General features: G+C 45.6%; 17 protein-coding genes. 8 read left to right on the top strand and 9 right to left on the bottom strand.

What is annotated here, in order from left to right; translation table 11 throughout:
• Positions 1-49 precede the first annotated feature (49 nt).
• From nadD to BEL04_RS19245, 3 genes are all read right to left on the bottom strand, one after another.
• On the bottom strand, positions 50-625 hold the full coding sequence (nadD, locus tag BEL04_RS19255; RefSeq protein ID WP_066006531.1) for a nicotinate (nicotinamide) nucleotide adenylyltransferase: 576 nt from the start codon (positions 623-625) through the stop codon (positions 50-52).
• Positions 626-656: 31 nt separating this feature from the next.
• On the bottom strand, positions 657-1,229 hold the full coding sequence (gene gmk, locus BEL04_RS19250) for a guanylate kinase (RefSeq protein WP_066006529.1): 573 nt from the start codon (positions 1,227-1,229) through the stop codon (positions 657-659).
• 107 nt (positions 1,230-1,336) lie between these two features.
• On the bottom strand, positions 1,337-2,212 hold the full coding sequence (locus BEL04_RS19245; RefSeq protein WP_254659606.1) for a YicC/YloC family endoribonuclease: 876 nt from the start codon (positions 2,210-2,212) through the stop codon (positions 1,337-1,339).
• 101 nt (positions 2,213-2,313) lie between these two features.
• Here BEL04_RS19245 and BEL04_RS19240 point away from each other — a divergent pair, with 101 nt between their 5' ends.
• The gene (locus BEL04_RS19240; RefSeq protein WP_066006525.1) at positions 2,314-3,081 is read left to right on the top strand and encodes a hypothetical protein; all 768 of its coding nucleotides are present in this window, start codon (positions 2,314-2,316) and stop codon (positions 3,079-3,081) included.
• 61 nt (positions 3,082-3,142) lie between these two features.
• Complete coding sequence (locus BEL04_RS19235; protein ID WP_066006523.1) at positions 3,143-3,556, top strand: DUF4265 domain-containing protein; 414 nt, start codon at positions 3,143-3,145, stop codon at positions 3,554-3,556.
• Between the two features lie 89 nt (positions 3,557-3,645).
• On the opposite strand, the gene rnc is transcribed toward BEL04_RS19235, so the two are convergent.
• Genes rnc through BEL04_RS19220 form a run of 3 tightly spaced genes read right to left on the bottom strand, consistent with a single transcriptional unit; the run spans position 3,646 to position 5,896 of the window.
• Positions 3,646-4,371 (bottom strand): ribonuclease III, encoded by a 726-nt coding sequence (gene rnc, locus BEL04_RS19230; protein ID WP_066006521.1) that lies wholly within the window; start codon positions 4,369-4,371, stop codon positions 3,646-3,648.
• Between the two features lie 9 nt (positions 4,372-4,380).
• A complete protein-coding gene (gene fabF / locus BEL04_RS19225; RefSeq protein ID WP_066006520.1) occupies positions 4,381-5,634 on the bottom strand; it encodes a beta-ketoacyl-ACP synthase II in 1,254 nt (417 codons plus the stop codon).
• Positions 5,635-5,659: 25 nt separating this feature from the next.
• The gene (locus BEL04_RS19220) at positions 5,660-5,896 is read right to left on the bottom strand and encodes an acyl carrier protein (RefSeq protein WP_008508386.1); all 237 of its coding nucleotides are present in this window, start codon (positions 5,894-5,896) and stop codon (positions 5,660-5,662) included.
• A gap of 245 nt (positions 5,897-6,141) precedes the next feature.
• On the opposite strand from BEL04_RS19220, the gene BEL04_RS19215 reads away from it, so the two are divergent.
• The 5 genes from BEL04_RS19215 (at position 6,142) to BEL04_RS19195 (ending at position 15,239) form a co-directional block, all read left to right on the top strand.
• Complete coding sequence (locus BEL04_RS19215; RefSeq protein ID WP_066007286.1) at positions 6,142-6,561, top strand: IPExxxVDY family protein; 420 nt, start codon at positions 6,142-6,144, stop codon at positions 6,559-6,561.
• 68 nt (positions 6,562-6,629) lie between these two features.
• Positions 6,630-8,060, top strand: coding sequence for a pyruvate kinase (gene pyk, locus BEL04_RS19210; RefSeq protein ID WP_066007284.1), 1,431 nt, complete (start codon positions 6,630-6,632; stop codon positions 8,058-8,060).
• A gap of 441 nt (positions 8,061-8,501) precedes the next feature.
• Positions 8,502-10,673 (top strand): hypothetical protein, encoded by a 2,172-nt coding sequence (locus BEL04_RS19205; protein ID WP_066006519.1) that lies wholly within the window; start codon positions 8,502-8,504, stop codon positions 10,671-10,673.
• A gap of 272 nt (positions 10,674-10,945) precedes the next feature.
• Positions 10,946-14,281, top strand: coding sequence for a vitamin B12-dependent ribonucleotide reductase (locus tag BEL04_RS19200; protein ID WP_066006513.1), 3,336 nt, complete (start codon positions 10,946-10,948; stop codon positions 14,279-14,281).
• Positions 14,282-14,594: 313 nt separating this feature from the next.
• Complete coding sequence (locus BEL04_RS19195) at positions 14,595-15,239, top strand: GDSL-type esterase/lipase family protein (RefSeq protein ID WP_066006511.1); 645 nt, start codon at positions 14,595-14,597, stop codon at positions 15,237-15,239.
• 1 nt (position 15,240) lies between these two features.
• On the opposite strand, the gene BEL04_RS19190 is transcribed toward BEL04_RS19195, so the two are convergent.
• A complete protein-coding gene (locus BEL04_RS19190) occupies positions 15,241-15,627 on the bottom strand; it encodes a hypothetical protein (RefSeq protein ID WP_066006509.1) in 387 nt (128 codons plus the stop codon).
• A gap of 337 nt (positions 15,628-15,964) precedes the next feature.
• On the opposite strand from BEL04_RS19190, the gene BEL04_RS19185 reads away from it, so the two are divergent.
• Positions 15,965-16,318 (top strand): RNA-binding protein, encoded by a 354-nt coding sequence (locus BEL04_RS19185; RefSeq protein WP_066006507.1) that lies wholly within the window; start codon positions 15,965-15,967, stop codon positions 16,316-16,318.
• A gap of 146 nt (positions 16,319-16,464) precedes the next feature.
• Here the strand turns inward: BEL04_RS19185 and BEL04_RS19180 are convergent, their stop codons facing one another.
• Positions 16,465-16,713 carry a hypothetical protein gene (locus BEL04_RS19180; protein WP_066006505.1) on the bottom strand — a complete coding sequence of 83 codons (249 nt, stop codon included), beginning with the start codon at positions 16,711-16,713 and terminating at the stop codon, positions 16,465-16,467.
• 217 nt (positions 16,714-16,930) lie between these two features.
• On the bottom strand, positions 16,931-17,980 hold the full coding sequence (locus tag BEL04_RS19175) for a hypothetical protein (RefSeq protein WP_066006503.1): 1,050 nt from the start codon (positions 17,978-17,980) through the stop codon (positions 16,931-16,933).
• Positions 17,981-18,006 lie beyond the last annotated feature (26 nt).

Here is an 18,006-nt window from a genome sequence, read left to right as displayed (position 1 = left end):
TGAGTTATTTTGAAAACGAGACTCAAGACTACAGACTCAGGGCTCAAGGCTATTTACGATACAACCCTTTACTTTCAATAAACTTCAGCACCGGGTCGGGCACGAAGAATTGCACGCTCTTTTTTTCGGCGATGGATTTGCGGATGAATGTGGCCGAAAGCTCCATCAGCGGCGTCATGGTGATGTGTACCGATGGATGTGTGGCCAGGTCGGTATTTTCGTAACCGGGGCGCGGGTAAACGTATATCTGGTAATCGCGCAGCAGTATTTTATAGTTTTTCCACTTGTGCAAGGTCACTAAATTATCCGATCCCATAATAATGGCAAACTCGTGCTGGGGATATTTCTCCTTTAAATGGGTAAGCGTGTCGATAGTGTACGACGGTTGCGGGAGTTTAAGTTCCACATCGCTTACTTCCAGGTTATCGGCATGGTCGGTTGCCAGGCGGGCCATCTCCAAACGATCATAAGTATTGATCAGATCGCCGTATTTTTTTAGCGGGTTTTGCGGCGATACCACCAGCCAAACCTTATCCAGATCGGTGTGATTAGCCATGTAATTGGCTATAATGAGGTGACCAATATGTATAGGGTTAAACGAGCCGAATAATAAGCCGATCTTCATTGATGAGTGTGTTGTTAATGGGGTTAACAGATTAGCGCTTCAAAAAATCATCTACCAAAAGCTCAGCCTCTTTACACGCCGTTTCAAGTTCGTAATTATTTAGGATAATATCAAACTGAGGGGCATAATCAAGCTCTTTTCTTGCTTTTGCAAACCGCTCTTCCAGCTTTTCGGGGCTATCGGTACCCCGCCCGGTTAAACGCTCTATCAAAACCAGCAGCGACGGGGGCTGTACAAAGATGGCTAAGGCATGCTCTTCGTATTTGCGTTTTAAGTGCAGGCCCCCCTCAACATCAATATCGAATATTACATCTTTACCCTGGTCCCAGATGCGCTGTATCTCCGAGCGTAAGGTGCCATAAAACGTGCCCGAATAAACCTCCTCAAACTCGACAAATTGCTTTTTGGCAATACGGTGCAAAAATTCTTCCTTGCTGATGAAGTAATAGTCCACGCCATCTTTTTCTTCGCCGCGGGGCTGGCGCGTGGTAGCCGAAATGGAAAACTCAAGGTCGGGCCTTTTGCTCAGCAGGTGGCGTACAATAGTGGTTTTACCGGCTCCGGACGGTGCAGAGAATATAACGAGTTTACCTTGTCGGGACATTATATGGTTGATTGGGTTGATTGGGTTGATTGGGCTGATTTGTTTTGGGAAAGTTGATCATCTCTTAACTTAATCAACTTAATAAACTCAATCAACCAATAACCAACCTACAACACGTTTAACAGTTGTTCTTTAATTTTTTCGAGCTCTTCTTTCATGCCCACCACCAGTTTCTGGATGTTTGCATCGTTGGCTTTTGAGCCCAGGGTATTAATTTCGCGCCCAATCTCCTGCGATATAAAACCTAACTTTTTGCCGTTGGCATCAGCGTTCTTTAAGGTTTCGATAAAATAGTCGCAATGGGCTTTAAGGCGTATCTTTTCTTCGGTGATGTCGAGCTTATCGATGTAATAGATCAATTCTTGTTCAAAGCGGTTCTGGTCGATGTTTTCGCGGCCAACGCTATCGGCCAGAAACTGGTTCAGGCGCTCGCGTATCACCGGGATGCGTTTCGGCTCTTCTATCTCCACTTTGCCGAGGTTCCCGATAATGATACCAATGCGCGATTTGATATCTTCTTCAAGTACGGCGCCTTCATCATCGCGAAATTTTTGAAAAGCTTTCAGGGCTTTCTGAAAGGTTTGTTCAACTATTTTCCACTCCTCGTCGGATACCGTCTCATCATCATATTTCACAACTTCGGGTAAACCCAAAGCCAGCTGAAAAAGGTTCGATGCCGGTTCGTTCAGGTCGGCGCTTACGGCTTTTAGCTGTTCAAAGTAATGTTTGAGCAGATCGGTGTCAATGCCGGCAGCTTTAACTGCTTTGCCGGTTTGCTCAACAGTGATAGAGAGGTTTACCTTACCGCGGTCTATCTGTTTGCTGCATTCGTTACGGAGCTGAAACTCTTTATCAGAGAACGCCTTGGGTAACCTGAGCGATAGTTCCAGAAATTTACTGTTCAGGGATTTGATCTCAACTGTGTACTTTGTGCTGCCCGAATCGTGGCTGGCAAGTCCATACCCTGTCATGGATTTTATCATGCGCAAAGATAGGAATTTATTCAGCACCGGGAAAATGCTGCCGGGCCGACATTTAACAAATGTTTAACAACTTTTTGGGGCTAAATCGGTAGATTTGCATATTGAAATATATTGCTAAAATTCCGTTCAAGTTTGTCCTTACCTTCCTGGTACTATTTTTAGGATGCTTTTGTTCAACTGTATTTGCACAACGCAAGGAGTTGGATATCAGAGGTATTGTATACAGTAAAAACATCAATGTCAGGCTGCCGAACGTGCTTGTTACAAACGAGTTTACCCATGCCAGCGTAATTAACGACAATTTAGGCGCCTTTGCGATCAAGGCTGCCATAGGCGATACCCTGCTGTTTAACTGCCGGAACTTTAGCGACCAGAAAGTGGTTATTACAGCCGATGTTTCGGTGTTTGTTTTTATGGTGCCGGTCATCAACCTGATGCAGGTTGATATCAAGGATGTAACCAAAAAGCAGGATATGGCCGATGTAATGAAGGGTTATAATAAACAAGGCGTTTATAATAACGGTAAAACAAGTACCCTGGGAGCCATATTAAACCCATTGAACGGTTTATACGATCTGTTTGGTTCGGGGCCGAAAAACGCACGGCGGTTTAAAGAGTATGCCGCCCGCGAAAGCGAGCAGACCGAGATCGACAAACGTTTTAACAAGCCTTTCGTAAAAAAGATGAGCGGTATACAGGACAGCGTGAAACTGCAATGGTTTATGACCACCTACCGCCCTGATATTGAACAGATACGCAAATGGACGGATTACGACCTGATCGATTATATACGTAAATCGTACAAGGAGTTTGTTGATGCGGGGGAGAAGCCGCCGGTGTTTTTGCCGAAGCTGGATAAGGATCAGTAGTACTTAGTTTTGCATCGACACGGACTTCCCTCAATTGTCCGGATTTTTCCTAATTTCAATTATGGAATCTGATGAAGAAATGATTATGGTTTACGATAAGCGTGAACGTAGCACCGGCTCATTGTGGGTGCAAAAACTTTCGGACAACACTTACCGGATGGCAGACAATGCTATTTTCAATTGCAGGCTTACCCTCGGAACAGAATTTGAAACAAGAATGAATAAAGAAGGCGTCCTGGAAATTGTACGAATATTAAAGGAATCATCATTTATTACTCGAAGATTCTTCCTCAATACCAAGTATAAAACATCTGACTTGAGAATGCTTGGGGATGAGTTAGGCAGAATGGGAGGCCATTGGCAAGTGGATTTCGGTGGTATAGTGACAGTGAATTTACCTCGGGATAAGCAAATAGATGTTGAAGAGATATTTAAGACATTGGATTTTTATTTGCCGGAAATTCTTGATGAATAGCAAACTTAATAAAGTTAATCTTTCATGTAAATAAGCCTATTGATATGCTACAAAAGAGAAAGTGATCTCTCGACAAATAGGTTTTAAACTCAAATGCCTAACGCCTCGCAAGCCTTTTCGGCAGCTAATTTTTCGGCGTTCTTTTTGTTGAACTCTTTGCCCATGCCTAATACTTCGCCATCCACACTGGCTAATACTGTAAACAGCTTATTGCTTTCGCCTTCCTGGTTTTCAGTTACCTCGAAGGATACATCTTTGCTGTGGCGCTGGCACCATTCGATGAGCTTGCTTTTAAAATTGGTTTCGGTTTGCTCGAGTTTGTGGATATCGATATGAGATTTGATGATGTGGTTTACCAGGAAGTTTTTGGTAAAATCGTAACCCTTATCCAGGTAGATGGCACCCACCAGTGCTTCAAAAGCGTCGCCCAAAAGCGAGCCCTGCCGGGTGGAGTTGACCATTCGGGTATCGTATTCGATCAGTTTTTCGAAACCAAGTTTGCGGGCCAGCATATTGAGGTTTACCCGGCTTACAATTTTTGAGCGCAGTTCGGTTAAAAAGCCCTCATCTTCGTAAGGGTACATTTTAAACAATACTTCGGCAACCACGCTGCCCAACACGGCATCGCCTAAAAACTCCAGGCGCTCATTGCTGTTTTTTACACCTTTTTTGATGCTTTGCGCAGCCGACTTATGCCTGAAAGCCAACCTGTATAACGACAAATTGCCCGGTACGAAGCCGAGCAAATTTTTTAATGATTTTACGTATTTACGGTTAGGCGAAAAATGTAGCTTATATAACCGGACGATTGGCATTAAAAAGGATTAATCCTGATATTTTTTGAAAATAACCGAGGCGTTATGCCCGCCGAAGCCAAAACCGTTGCTTTGCGCGATGTTGACCACACGTTTTTGAGCCTTGTTGAACGTAAAGTTAATACGCTGGTCAAAAACCGGGTCGTCGGTAAAGTGGTTGATGGTTGGTGGTACCATATCGTTCTTTAAGGCCAATATAGCTGCAATAGCTTCAACGGCGCCGGCAGCGCCCAGCAGGTGGCCGGTCATTGATTTGGTCGAGCTGATATTGATCTTATAAGCATGGTCGCCAAAGGCTTCCTGTATGGCTTTAATTTCCTGCGGATCACCAATCGGGGTCGACGTTCCGTGAACGTTTACATAGTCGATATCGGCAGGTTGCAAACCGGCATCTTCAAGGGCGGCCTTCATTACCAGGGCAGCGCCTAAACCTTCGGGGTGCGGAGCCGTCATGTGGTAAGCATCGGCGCTCATACCGCCGCCAACCATTTCGGCATAAATTTTAGCGCCGCGGGCTTTGGCGTGTCCGAGCTCTTCGAGAATGATGGTGCCTGCGCCTTCGCCGGCTACAAAACCGTCGCGGTCCAGATCGAACGGGCGCGAAGCCGTTGCCGGGTCGTCGTTACGGGTGGATAAGGCATGCATGGCGTTAAAACCGCCGATACCTGCTTCGTTAATAATAGCTTCTGAGCCGCCCGTAATAAACATATTGGCTTTACCTAAACGAAGATAGTTGAAAGCATCGATCAGCGAGTTGTTTGATGATGCACATGCCGAAACGGTAGTAAAGTTTGGTCCGCGCAGGCCGTATTTAATAGAAATATGGCCCGGGGCAATGTCGGCTATCATTTTGGGGATAAAGAACGGGTTGAATTTTGGTGTACCGTCGCCTTTGGCAAAGTTAACTACTTCGTCCAAAAAGGTTTTTAAACCACCAATACCCGATCCCCAGATAACACCGATGCGGCTGGTATCTAACTTAGAGAAATCCAGGCCGGCATCTTTAACAGCTTCCTCTGTCGAAAATAAAGCGTATTGCACAAACGGGTCGAGTTTACGGGCGTCTTTTCGGCCCAAAAAACCGTCGGCATCGAAATTCTTTACTTCGCAGGCAAACTTTGTTTTGAAATGGGTTGTATCAAAACTTTTGATCAAGGCAGCGCCGCTAACTCCATTAACAAGCCCATTCCAGTACTCGGCAACGGAATTGCCAATTGGAGTAAGCGCTCCAAGCCCTGTAACTACAACTCTTTTAAACTCCATCTAATTTGGTTAGTGTGGAAGTTTATTATTTAACGTTTTTTTCAAGGTAAGCGATCGCTTGACCTACAGTACCTATAGTTTCAGCCTGATCGTCAGGAATAGCCACGTTAAACTCTTTTTCAAACTCCATGATTAATTCCACGGTGTCTAATGAGTCTGCACCAAGGTCGTTAGTGAAACTTGCTTCAGGTGTTACTTCACTTTCGTCAACACCTAATTTTTCTACGATAATAGCTTTTACTCTTGAAGCGATATCAGACATACTCTTTATAGTTTAATGATTAATAATTCAGTGCAAAGAAAAATAAATTATATCAAATATCAAATCTAAAATCCATTAGATAATTGATAACGCAATTTGTGCCCATAAAACACTCTGTGCAGCCTATTTGTTTTTATTGAATAGCAGCGCTTTACTTTTTAAAATTAAACATTTTTAGCATAATTATTAGTTGTAAGGCGTGGTTTGATTTGTATTTTTACAGCCGGATTATCGGGAGCAAAGCTTTGAATAAAAAAGTACTGAAGTTTGAGATCGACCTTGATTTTGTGCTGGTAGCCATTACATCGTCGTTAAAGGATTACCGGCTGTGTTATATGGTAAACCGCGAGCTCAAGATGAACTTTGCTAAAACCGAAGACCTGCACCTGGATCCCTTGCATGGCAATAACCCGGCTTACTTTTCTATTTACCGATATGCAATTGATGATGAGGAGGCCGAGTTTTTTCTGATAGCCAACAAAGGTTCAGAAGGATACCTGATACCCGAAATGAACAAGACCGATTATTGGCTGATGATCAAAAATTACTATGATAATGACGAACTGGATAAGCTGGTAACAGGGCTCAACCGGATACCCGAAATTGTTGCCGCTGTAAAGGTTGATCCAAAAAAAATAAAATCACGAGAAAATCTGTTATTTTAGCGGCATGATTTACATGGTGTATTTTGTACACTATAGCACAACAAGGCCATAAACCTAAAACCATTGAAATGAAAATATCGAATAACCGTACCAAAATAGTAGCCACAATGGGCCCGGCATCAACAAAAAAGGATGTTTTGCTCTCCATGATAAAGGCTGGTGTTAATGTTTGCCGTTTAAATTTTTCGCACGGCAAACCGCAGGACCACCAGAAAACCATCGACATGATCCGCGAGATCAACGATAAATATAAGATCAACGTAGGCATCCTTGCCGATTTACAGGGACCTAAAATACGTATAGGCCTGGTTAAGGATGGCGGCATACACCTGGTAAATGGTACTCGCATTAATATAACTACGCACGAGTGCATCGGCGACGATAACCAGATCTATATTACTTACGATACTTTCCCGCAGGATGTACATGCCAACGAGATCATCCTGCTGGATGACGGCAAGATACAGATGAAGGTTGTGGAAACAAACCGTAAGGATACCGTAGTTTGCGAAGTGGTGCACGGTGGTATATTAACATCGCGCAAAGGTGTTAACCTGCCAAACACCAAGGTTTCGATCCCAAGCTTAACCGAAGAGGATCTGATCAATCTTGATTTTGCCCTGAAAAACGATGTAGAGTGGATAGGCCTTTCGTTTGTTCGCACCGCAGAGGATATTATCGAACTGAAACGTATCATCAGCCGCAGCGGAAAATCATCCCGCGTGATCGCCAAAATTGAAAAACCCGAGGCGATTGCCAATATAGATGCGATCATCGCTGCAACCGACGGTGTGATGGTTGCCCGCGGCGACCTGGGTGTCGAAATGCCGCTGGAAGAAGTGCCTTTGCTGCAAAAAATGATCGCCAAAAAATGCCGCAATGCATCAAAACCGGTTATCATCGCCACGCAGATGCTCGAATCGATGATCACTACCCCGCGCCCAACGCGTGCCGAAGTGAACGACGTGGCCAACTCGGTACTGGATGGCGCCGACGCGGTGATGCTGAGCGGCGAAACATCGGTAGGTGAGTTCCCGCTGATCGTTATCGAAACCATGGCCAAGATCGTTCATAACGTAGAGGAACTGGGATATCCGTTTAACTCGCCCAAGGAATCGAGTACCATTGGGGCTAACCTCATCGGTGATGCGGTTTGCAGTTCGGCTGTGTATTTATCCGAGCAAACCAATGCGGTGGGTATCGTATCGATGACCGTTTCGGGTTATACGGCTTTCGAGATATCGAGCCACAGGCCCAAAGCCAATACCTATATCTTTACCTCGAACCGTAACCTGCTTAATGCCCTTAGCCTGGTTTGGGGCGTTAAGGCTTTTTATTACGATAAGCTGGAAAGTACCGATAAAACTATCAGCGATGTTAACGGCATACTGAAGAACGAAAACCTGATCGAAGCGGGCGACGTAGTGATCAATACCGCGGCTATACCTATTGCCAAACAAGGCAAAACCAATATGTTAAAAGTAACCGTGGTTGATTAAACCCGCGCCAACACATAGATAATATAGAAAACCCTGATAGGCCAGCCTATCGGGGTTTTGTTTTTGTAGTTTAAAGCAGCTTTAATATTCAAATTAAAGGAGAAGGCATCGGGGCGCGATCAATATACGCGCGCCATGCAAACCTTGGCAAATAACCTGTCGGGGTTTCCAAAGTAATAGTTCCATAAAATGATGATCATGTTTATCATAGCTGTTGTTGATTAGTACAGTTTCGACTTTAGATAACGGCCATAGTTTAAAGTTACGTGTACGTTTAACATTGTTTAACAGCTGGATAAACCAATACTGAAGAAAAATCGGAAAACCGTAACCTGTAGTGTCTCATTATTTACGACGGGCCAAAGCAGTATTTTAATGTTTGAGTTGAGAAAAATAAAAGTAAATTAGAACATCTGTAAATCCTGTGCCCCGAACCGAACTATGAAGGCCCCAAAAGAAGCCTCTGCTACATTGCAAAGCCAACATGTAACATCGACTGGTAAAAATACCAGATCCATGCCGGCTGTACCGGTGCTTCAGGCCCGCTTTCAGCCAGAGTATGATGGACAGGAGGAAACATCTTCTACAGATATCAGCGCTCAAAGCGCACACACTCACCCCGCTGTTTTCGGCCCGCCCGTACAACAAAAACAAAACGGTAGTAACGTTGGTAATGCTGTTGCCTCATTTCCGGCAATCGCCGGCCCTATTGTGCAGCGTGTATTACGCATAGATGGCGAACAGGTTACCGAGAGCAGAATAAATAATAAAGGAGCGTTTAAAACAAAGCTCAATAGTCATATCAGTAATGCGGCGGGCGAAGCAGGTATCGCATCCAACAAAGTGCGAACCCGATTAACGCAATGGGCCAATGATAAGCTGGCGCACGACTATGAATCGAAAGCAGATGCCGCCTGGGGGGCTGCTAACGATATCGTATCTAACGACGGTATCCCGGCTATTAAATCAACCGATTACACGGTGATCCGCATACTCGACAGCGGCTCGACCAAGCCGCAGCATGTAAAATTTAATGACACCAGGCAAGAAAAGGTGATCAAATTTGGCAAGGATGACGGCCATTTAAGGACCGAAATACTGGCCAATAAACTTTATACAGCAGCAAATATACCTACGCTAAAAGTCGACATAGTGACGGTAGACGGCCAGTTGGCGCAAATGACAGATTTTGTTTCCAGCTTTAGCACCCCCGAACAACTCGAACTGTCAAGCTCGGACGATTTTTTACGGCATTGCGGCGCCGATATGTTATTTGCCAACTGGGACCTGTTTAAGACCGACAACTGGATGAAGATAGACGGTAGAATGATACGTTCGGACAACGGGGGCTCGCTGGACCGGTCGGCACAGGGGCATATGAAAGACCCTGGCGACTGGAACGGGAAGGCCGTTAAGGATATCGGCTCGATGAGGGAGAAAAAGAACAGCCCGTACAGCAGCGTCACGGATCATGAAGTTGCAGATTCGGTAAGGACGCTGGCGAAAAACCTCACTGTTGATAAAATAAACCAGGCATTTAAAGATGCACGCTACCCGTTGAAACAGCGTGCAACCATGCGACAAACCCTGCTCGACAGGATGAAGATAGCTCTTGCCTGGGCCGATAAGGTTTACCCGCTTGATAAAGTTGTAAATGTACAGCATAGTACGGAAGAGAGGGTCAGGGAAGTTATAGAAGACGATGACTTGCCGATGGACCATGCTCAGGCTCTGATTGATATGGGCTATCATGGTGTAGTGCCCGGTATGCCGCCTGAGTTTTTGGGAGAACAGCTTAAAAATGGAATGATAAAGCCCCGCGAACCCCAAGGTAAAACCGGTAATCCGCACGAGATGCTGCCGAAGGTAGGGCCCGAGGAGTTATTACGTAAAGATCAATTTGGCGGAGGCCTGGCCAAGGCAATGCCCAAATATTTCGACAGGATGAAAGCCGGCCGGTTAGTCAGGCGCATGTCCGACGGGGAACGCGGCGCATTTGAAAAAGCTGCCGGCGAAAAAGATATGGAGAAAGTTTTGGAACTCATTTTTCCTGAAGCCGGTAAACCAGGCGCCCGCGGCGAGATGGTTTGGTCGGTAAATAAGCCTTACGTGTTTGAGCGGGAAATAGCCAAACTTAAGGGAGAAGATTACAAGGGCACCGAGACCGAACACCGGCCCGAAGATTATCATTGGATCATGGAAATCTACATCACGCAGGAGATGCTCGATTTCCTGGCCGACTATGCCTACATTAATAACCCTACCGGCGGAGCAAAACCATCGGCATTTTTGGGTAACCCTACGCTCAAAATGGAAGGCCAGTCGGGCGGTGTGCACGATAAGGGAGGCATCCCGAATATCGTAATCAAGAAAGACGGTTTCGCGAAGTTGTGGAAAGGTATACAAAGCTTTCACTTCGTTGAGGCAGAAGATCATTTATGGCGCCACAGCAGCGATAACACCGAGTTGATCAAAGCAAAGAAAGAAAAAGAATGGAAAGACGAGCAGGAAAGGGTGAAAGAGCAAAGAAAAAAAGACAGAAAAGAAGCAGCAGATAAGCCGGTAGACAATGACAACTTCGGCAAGCTTTTTGGCTGGGGCGAAGAAGAATAATTCCATTACTACCCGTTTTACACAGTGGTTTTTTTACTCTTAAAAGACCCATCAATCATTTGCGCCTCCCTGCGTTCGGCACAGCTCAATTTTCAACAACTTAAGCAATTATAAACTAAATGTTTATCCATAATTAGTGTCTCAAAAACGCTTAGTTAACAGCATGTGGAAAACTATGGATTGAAATGAAAAGCCGTGGCGAATAAATTTGATTAAAAACCCCCTGGTGTTTTTTCACTCCCCTTTTCACACAAATTAAATTCTGAGCTGATATGAGTAAAAATCCTACGAAGAAGGCGGCCGCCAAAGCGGGCAAAGGACTAAAGATTGACAGGTACTTTAGTAAAGAAGGTGTAAACGTGTACGATCAGTTTGTGTACGAGAAGCGGTCGTCGGTTATCCGTAACCCATCGGGCGATGCTGTGTTTGAAATGAACGATGTGGAAGTGCCCGCAAGCTGGTCGCAGGTAGCTACCGATATATTGGCGCAAAAATATTTCCGTAAAGCCGGCGTGCCATTGGCCGACGGATCGACCGGATCTGAAAACAGTATTAAACAGGTAGCCCACCGTATGGCCAATTGCTGGAAGGATTGGGGACGCGAATATGGCTATTTTGCCACGGGCAAAGATGCCGCCATATTTTACGATGAGCTGGTTTATACCCTGGTTGGGCAGCTGGCGGCGCCAAACTCGCCGCAATGGTTCAATACAGGTTTACATAACAGCTACGGTATTACCGGTAAACCGCAAGGCCATTATTTTGTAAATCCCCTGACGGAGAGATTAGAAAAATCGACTTCAGCCTACGAGCGCCCGCAACCGCACGCTTGTTTTATCCTTTCGGTGGATGACGACCTGGTGAACGAAGGCGGCATCATGGATCTTTGGGTGCGCGAGGCCCGTATTTTTAAATATGGCTCGGGTGTGGGTACCAACTTTAGCAAGATCCGCGGCGAAAGCGAAAAGCTGAGCGGCGGCGGCTATTCATCGGGCCTGATGTCGTTTTTAAAGATCGGCGACCGTGCCGCGGGAGCCATCAAATCGGGCGGAACAACGCGCCGCGCAGCCAAAATGGTTTGCCTCGACCTGGACCACCCCGAAATAGAAAGTTTTGTAAACTGGAAAGTTGAAGAAGAAAAGAAAGTTGCCGCGCTGATAGCTGCGGGGTATTCATCCGATTATGAAGGTGAAGCTTACCGCACGGTGTCTGGCCAAAACTCCAATAATTCGGTGCGTATCCCCAACAGCTTTTTCAGCGCCTTAAAAACCAACAGGGAATGGAATTTAACCAGCCGCATGAGCGGCAAGACCGTTAAAAGCGTCCCTGCCGAAAAACTGTGGAAGGATATCACCTTTGCTGCCTGGGCCTGTGCCGACCCGGGCGTGCAGTATGATACCACCATTAACGAGTGGCATACCTGCCCCGAAGGCGGGCGCATCAACGCCTCCAACCCATGTTCGGAATATATGTTTCTGGATAACACGGCCTGTAACCTGGCATCCATTAACCTGGCGCACTTTTTTGATAAAGAAACCCGTGCGTTTAACGTACAGGCTTTTGAACATACCTGCCGCGTGTGGACCATCGTTTTAGAAATATCCGTACTGATGGCGCAGTTCCCGTCGAAAGATGTAGCCCAGCTATCGTACGATTATCGTACCCTGGGTTTAGGCTACGCCAATTTAGGATCTGCTCTGATGGTGAACGGTATCCCTTACGACAGCGACAAAGCCCGCGCGATTGGCGGCGCGATAACCGCGATCATGACCGGTACCGCCTATGCCACTTCGGCCGAGATGGCGCGTGAGTTAGGACCTTTCCGCATGTATGGATTGAACAAACACCACATGCTGCGCGTTATGCGCAACCATCGCTATGCGGCTTATAATTCGGTTGAAAACTTTGAAGGATTGGAAATACACCCTCCGGGCATCGACCAAAAGGATTGCCCCGATTACCTGCTTTCTGCCGCCTGCAACGCCTGGGATAAAGCTGTTGAAATGGGCGAGAAATACGGCTACCGCAATGCGCAAACAACAGTTATCGCGCCAACCGGTACCATCGGTTTGGTGATGGATTGTGATACCACAGGCATTGAACCCGATTTTGCACTGGTAAAATTTAAAAAACTAAGTGGCGGCGGCTACTTTAAGATCATTAATCAGGCCGTGCCCGAAGCTTTACAAAATTTAGGATACCAGGAGCACGAGGTGAAAGCTATAGTAGATTATGCCAAAGGCACGGCTACATTAAATGGTGCCCCGCATATCAACCTCAAATCGCTTAAAGCAAAAGGTTTAACCGATAATGAACTGGAGAAACTGGATAAAGCAGTGATATCGGCATTCGAGATCGGTTTTGCCTTTAATATATGGACGCTGGGCGAAGATTGCCTGAAACGCCTGGGCTTTACCGCCGAGCAATACAACGCGCCCGACTTTAACCTGCTGCGTGCCCTTGGCTATAGCAAGCAACAGATAGCCGAAGCCAACGAGTACGTTTGCGGCGCTATGACCATCGAAGGCGCGCCTTACCTGAAAGAAGAACACTACCCGATATTTGATTGCGCCAACAAATGCGGCGCCAAAGGCGAACGCTATATCCACGCGCATGGCCATATTAAAATGATGGCGGCGGCACAGCCTTTTCTATCTGGTGCGATATCAAAAACCATCAACCTGCCTAACGAAGCTACGGTTGAAGAGATTGCCGATTGCTACGAACTATCGTGGACGCTGGGCTTAAAAGCAAATGCGCTTTACCGCGATGGTTGTAAACTGTCGCAACCGTTATCTACCAAATCGGATAAAAAAGAAGAAGTTTCTGATGAGACTTTAGAAACCGTTGACGAAGTTTTGGGCCAGGCTGCCAACGTAAAACTGAGCGACCTGACGCCCGACCAGGTACTTGAAGCCGCCAAAGCCATCATCGAGCAATCAAAAGATACCCGCTTTATGCGCCAGCTGAGCCGCGTAGTGCAAAAGAAGAGCCTGCCGTACAAACGCCGGGGCTTCACACAAAAAGCCAGTATCGACGGCCAAACCATTTTTGTGCGTACCGGCGAATATGAGGACGGAACCCTGGGCGAGATCTTCGTGGATATACACAAAGAAGGCGCAACTTTCCGCTCGCTGATGAACTGCTTTGCCATCGCGGTTTCGGTAGGCTTGCAATACGGCGTTCCGCTGGAAGAGTATGTTGAGAAATTTACCTTTACCCGCTTTGAGCCTGCAGGCATGGTTATCGGGCACCCGAACATCAAAAGCTCGACCTCGATCATCGATTATATCTTCAGGATGCTGGGCTACGAATACCAGAACCGTACCGACCTGGTACACGTGCTTACCGAGCAAAACGGTATTGCAGGTAACCCGCAAATGGAAGATGAAGATTTAAATCCTGACGTAAGCAATGTTTACGAACCTGTTCCGGTAAAATCAGTGGCAGTTGATAGTGGCGGTAGCGGTCAGAAGAAGTTCACCGTTGATTTAACCATGGGTGTACAAAGCGATGCCCCGGCCTGTAATACCTGCGGGCATACCACAGTACGCTCGGGCACCTGCTATAAATGTTTGAATTGCGGGAACAGTATGGGATGTTCTTAAGGAGCAGCAAGTCATAAGCTACAAGTTCCAAGCCGAAAATGCTTTTTTGTTTGTGGTTTGGAACTTGCTGCTTAAAACTTTTTTCTTTTATAACCTGTTAATGTATGTGGAACCCTTTTGCCTTTAGGTGAAAGGGTTTTTTGTTGAATAGCTTTTTATTGTCATTTCGAAGAAGGTATGACTGAAATCTTCTGCTCCATGCCCTGAGAGCTTCGCAAGTGCAGACTTTGTGTTGAGCAGAAGATCTCTCCTTTGGTCGAGATGACAAAATATATTAATGATTTGCTACTTTTACTAAACCAATCATCCAACCATGAACCAAAACCTAACCCGCCGCTTATTCCTTACCCTTTGCCTTAGCTTATTCATTACTATCACCTTCGCCCAAAACAAACTCAAAGTAGCCTGTGTAGGCAACAGCATTACCTTTGGCTATGGTTTAAAGCCAGGCGAGGCGTATCCCACCATTTTACAGCAATTATTAGGCGACAAATACGAAGTAAGCAATTACGGCATCAGTGCGCGTACTTTATTGCGCAAGGGCGACAGGCCGTACTGGAACGAGGCCAAGTACCAGGAGGTATTGGCATTAAACCCCGATATCGTGATCATTAAATTAGGCACCAACGATACAAAGCCGCAAAACTGGGTGCATAAGGAGGATTTTGTGCAGGATTATGAAGACTTTATCGAATCGTTCAAAAACCTGCCATCGCACCCGAAGATCTACGTTTGCACGCCGTTCCCTATCTTCCCCAATAAGTTCGGTATCCGCGATAGTATACTGGTTAACGAAATGCTGCCCGACCTGAAGGTCATCATCGCCAAAGAAAAAGTAAAAACTATCGATCTGTACCACACTTTCGCCGGGCAAAGCAACCTCGTTTTTGATGGGGTGCATCCCAACAAGGATGGCTCGGCCTTACTGGCCAAAAAGGTATACGAGGCTATAAAGTAAATTAGCGGACGGATGCGTTTGGCTTTACCAGTTTTGACGCAATAAGTGCAAACAGGCCCAGTATCAAACCACATACTATGCCTACAACGGGCCCCATCAGCACCATCGCTAAACGCGGATGCCAGTGGATGACCATATCCGGGTGGTTTTGGGCATAGGTGGTAAAAAAGATAAAGTGAACGGTGGTGATCCAAACACAATTGAAAATACTTACCCAAAAACCGTGCATAAAATACTTTCCTGTACATGCTCTGGCGATAACAAAGGCACAAAAAGCAAAGATCACCAGCCAGAAAAACGGTTCGATTTTATCAGGGATCAGGGAGATTGTGCCGAAAGCCATAATAAGGCCAAACAGCGAGAGTTGAACGATCAATTTCCAGTTCATGAGGGCTAAGATTGAGGTTAACAGGTTTAAATCAGGGATGTACTAAGGTAGTAACTCCGTATGATTTACGCAATAGATAACCGGGTGTCAATTAATGCATTATGCCACAGTGTTTTAAATATCGTAAAAAAATTTGAGGCAACTAAAACAATTATATAAGCGTAAAAGTTATTAGCATTGAGCGGCAAAAATTATCAGGTAAGCAAAACTGCGCTGAATATTTTAAAAATCGCGTTTTATTTTTAATAATAATCGTCATTTTGCAGGTGCAATATTGTGCAACTCAGTTTATTTAGTATACTTTTGCCAAAACATTAAAAATTAATTAATAGCAAGCATGAACATTTTTGTAGGTAGCCTTCCTTTTAAAGTAGAAGAAAGCGAATTAAAGGAAGTATTTGAAGAATTTGGCGAAGTTACTTCGGTAAAAATTATTACCGACAGGGAAACTGGCCGCAGTAAAGGTTTTGGGTTTATTGAAATGCCCGATGAAGAATCTGCCCGAAAAGCCATTGCAGAAGCAAACGGCGCAGAGCTTTACGGAAGAACTATTGTAGTAAACGAAGCTGAAGAGAAAAAAGAACGCAGTGGCGGCGGTGGTTTCCGTGGCGGCAATCGTCCATCAGGTGGTGGCGGTTACCGTGGTGGTAACAGTGGCGGCGGTTATGGCGGCGGCGGTTACAAACGATAGTTATCTCCCTTTAATTAGCCTGTAAGTTTAACAAAGGGATCAGTTTATTGCTTGCCTTTTTTTAAATCTTTCATATACACCGGCCTGTCCGGTTAATACACCATAATAACCCTGTAGCTATACGGCTGCAGGGTTTTATTTTATTCCTAAGCTTTTTTAGCCGGTTTAAATGTAGCAGCCGCGTTTTTAAGTTCGGTATCTGATATCAACTCCGGCTGGTTAAACTGTGCTTTGATCAGCGATTTTGAGAAAGTAATATGGCCCAGCGTGGTTTTTACGATTACGGTATCGGTATAAATGGCATGATCTTTATAATCGCCAATGTGCGGGCCGATCTGCGCCAGGCGTATTAATAATTCAACAATTGCGTAGGTAGGTAGCGTGTCTTTTGTCACGTCGCGAAGTTAGATTATTAATTTCTTAACCGTTAATTAACATTTTGTTAACTCGTAAAAGCGGCTTAACATTGAGTTGTTGAACGGGTCGAAACGTGACCAAATAAGAGCACCGGCCTTCGGGGTTTATGTTCCAGGCTTTAATTCTTATAGCGTTATCCGATAGGCCGGATCGTCCGCCTATAATTAGGTATCTGTTCTGATGCCCACCGGTGGGCTATACCCTTCCTCTTGTCATCAGCACGTTTAAATGTTCGGTAAGTATCTGGCCCATGGTTTCGCAATGTGCGAAGGCTGTGCTTTTGTGGTGCTCAGATAGCTCGTTAACCAATTGAACTACTTTTTCTTTGGGGGATATTTCCTGGATCCGCATCACATCGAGCATATCGCTCAAGCGCGAACTGCCCATACGCATCCGGTGCGATATCAGGCTTCGTTCTTCTTCCTGGTATTGTTTCATTGTGGTTTCGTTGATGTATTTCAAACCCAGGTTTACCAGCACATTGTTTTCCTTAAAAAAATGCGGCAGATAAAATTTTCGTCTCCCTTCGTACGATTGCTGGTCGAAGTCGATAGCGCGGATGCGGTACTGGTTACCTTCAATATCTGGCGTGATATCCACAACGAAGTTATACGAGCGCATATCACCCAATAAACGAACAAAGCAGCGTTCGTTAAACTTCACAAACTCCTTACAAATGCGTATCTGGTTAAATTTGGTGGTATGCAGCCGGTGTTCAACAAATATATCGCCGGGTAAGCCCGGTATGTGCTCTTCGATCAGGGTGTTGCCGTTGCTGATGTAAGTTATCCGGTTGGGCGACAGGATATGCTCCAGCTCCAGCCCGTACACCCGCGATGCGTCGGCTACCTTCACGTAAAAATGGTCGTAGTTATCGTTTAACCGGTTAATGATGCGGATACGGAACGGCTTCGAGTTACCGAAAGTGCAATAATCAATCCGTGCTACGGATAGATGCTCCATTACCTGTACATCACCGTCGGTATGCAGCAAGGCATAAATATAGGTCAGGCTCGGGAAAAGCTCCTTCATTTCGCTCTCATCATAGTACACTGTTTGCCAAAGGGTGTCAGTGCCGTCCTTATTTAACAAGGGCGTATGAAAAGTAAACCGCAACAGATCTGAGTATTGCACGGGCAGTTTAACCTCACGGTCGTACTTTGTCAGGTAATCGCGCAGCGGATCGATTATCGGGTAAAAGTACTTTTTACGTGAGGGGACATCTTCGCGGGGCAGTTCGGACATAGATTAAAGGTATGAGCAAATGTGCA

The organism is Mucilaginibacter sp. PPCGB 2223, assembly GCF_001705515.1.
In the GTDB taxonomy this organism is placed as follows: domain Bacteria; phylum Bacteroidota; class Bacteroidia; order Sphingobacteriales; family Sphingobacteriaceae; genus Mucilaginibacter.
This window is presented reverse-complemented; position numbering and strand designations above follow the sequence as displayed.

Coding starts and splice junctions, on each gene's coding strand:
- BEL04_RS19175 (WP_066006503.1), bottom strand. CDS start 17,980: ATGTCCGAACTGCCCCGCGAAGATGTCCCCTCACGTAAAAAGTACTTT.
- BEL04_RS19200 (WP_066006513.1), top strand. CDS start 10,946: ATGAGTAAAAATCCTACGAAGAAGGCGGCCGCCAAAGCGGGCAAAGGA.
- rnc (WP_066006521.1), bottom strand. CDS start 4,371: ATGCCAATCGTCCGGTTATATAAGCTACATTTTTCGCCTAACCGTAAA.
- BEL04_RS19195 (WP_066006511.1), top strand. CDS start 14,595: ATGAACCAAAACCTAACCCGCCGCTTATTCCTTACCCTTTGCCTTAGC.
- BEL04_RS19220 (WP_008508386.1), bottom strand. CDS start 5,896: ATGTCTGATATCGCTTCAAGAGTAAAAGCTATTATCGTAGAAAAATTA.
- nadD (WP_066006531.1), bottom strand. CDS start 625: ATGAAGATCGGCTTATTATTCGGCTCGTTTAACCCTATACATATTGGT.
- pyk (WP_066007284.1), top strand. CDS start 6,630: ATGAAAATATCGAATAACCGTACCAAAATAGTAGCCACAATGGGCCCG.
- fabF (WP_066006520.1), bottom strand. CDS start 5,634: ATGGAGTTTAAAAGAGTTGTAGTTACAGGGCTTGGAGCGCTTACTCCA.
- gmk (WP_066006529.1), bottom strand. CDS start 1,229: ATGTCCCGACAAGGTAAACTCGTTATATTCTCTGCACCGTCCGGAGCC.
- BEL04_RS19235 (WP_066006523.1), top strand. CDS start 3,143: ATGGAATCTGATGAAGAAATGATTATGGTTTACGATAAGCGTGAACGT.
- BEL04_RS19190 (WP_066006509.1), bottom strand. CDS start 15,627: ATGAACTGGAAATTGATCGTTCAACTCTCGCTGTTTGGCCTTATTATG.
- BEL04_RS19185 (WP_066006507.1), top strand. CDS start 15,965: ATGAACATTTTTGTAGGTAGCCTTCCTTTTAAAGTAGAAGAAAGCGAA.
- BEL04_RS19245 (WP_254659606.1), bottom strand. CDS start 2,212: ATGATAAAATCCATGACAGGGTATGGACTTGCCAGCCACGATTCGGGC.
- BEL04_RS19205 (WP_066006519.1), top strand. CDS start 8,502: ATGAAGGCCCCAAAAGAAGCCTCTGCTACATTGCAAAGCCAACATGTA.